At 45.6% G+C, this 217-nt stretch carries 1 pseudogene; it reads left to right on the plus strand.

The window, feature by feature from the left end:
• Window positions 1-217, plus strand: a pseudogene (locus Q1A70_RS20820) (transposase); the annotation flags it as partial.

The following is a 217-nucleotide window of genomic DNA, read 5'->3' on the forward strand; positions in this document are numbered from 1 at the left end:
AGCCCTCATGATAAAACGCCTCTTTTCTTTACCTTTAAGGGCACTTCAAGGCTTTATTAACTCGATATTTAAGCTGGTGCGTATTTCGGTGATTGCGATCGCTCGGGGGAAATGACTGATCGGAATGCTCCGAAATATGCACTCAAGCAAACTCGTCGCACCATTAAAGAAATCTCTGGAGATGGTGCTTACGACACTCGGGAATGCCACAGATCCA

The organism is uncultured Vibrio sp. (genome assembly GCF_947488985.1).
Taxonomy (GTDB): Bacteria; Pseudomonadota; Gammaproteobacteria; order Enterobacterales; family Vibrionaceae; genus Vibrio.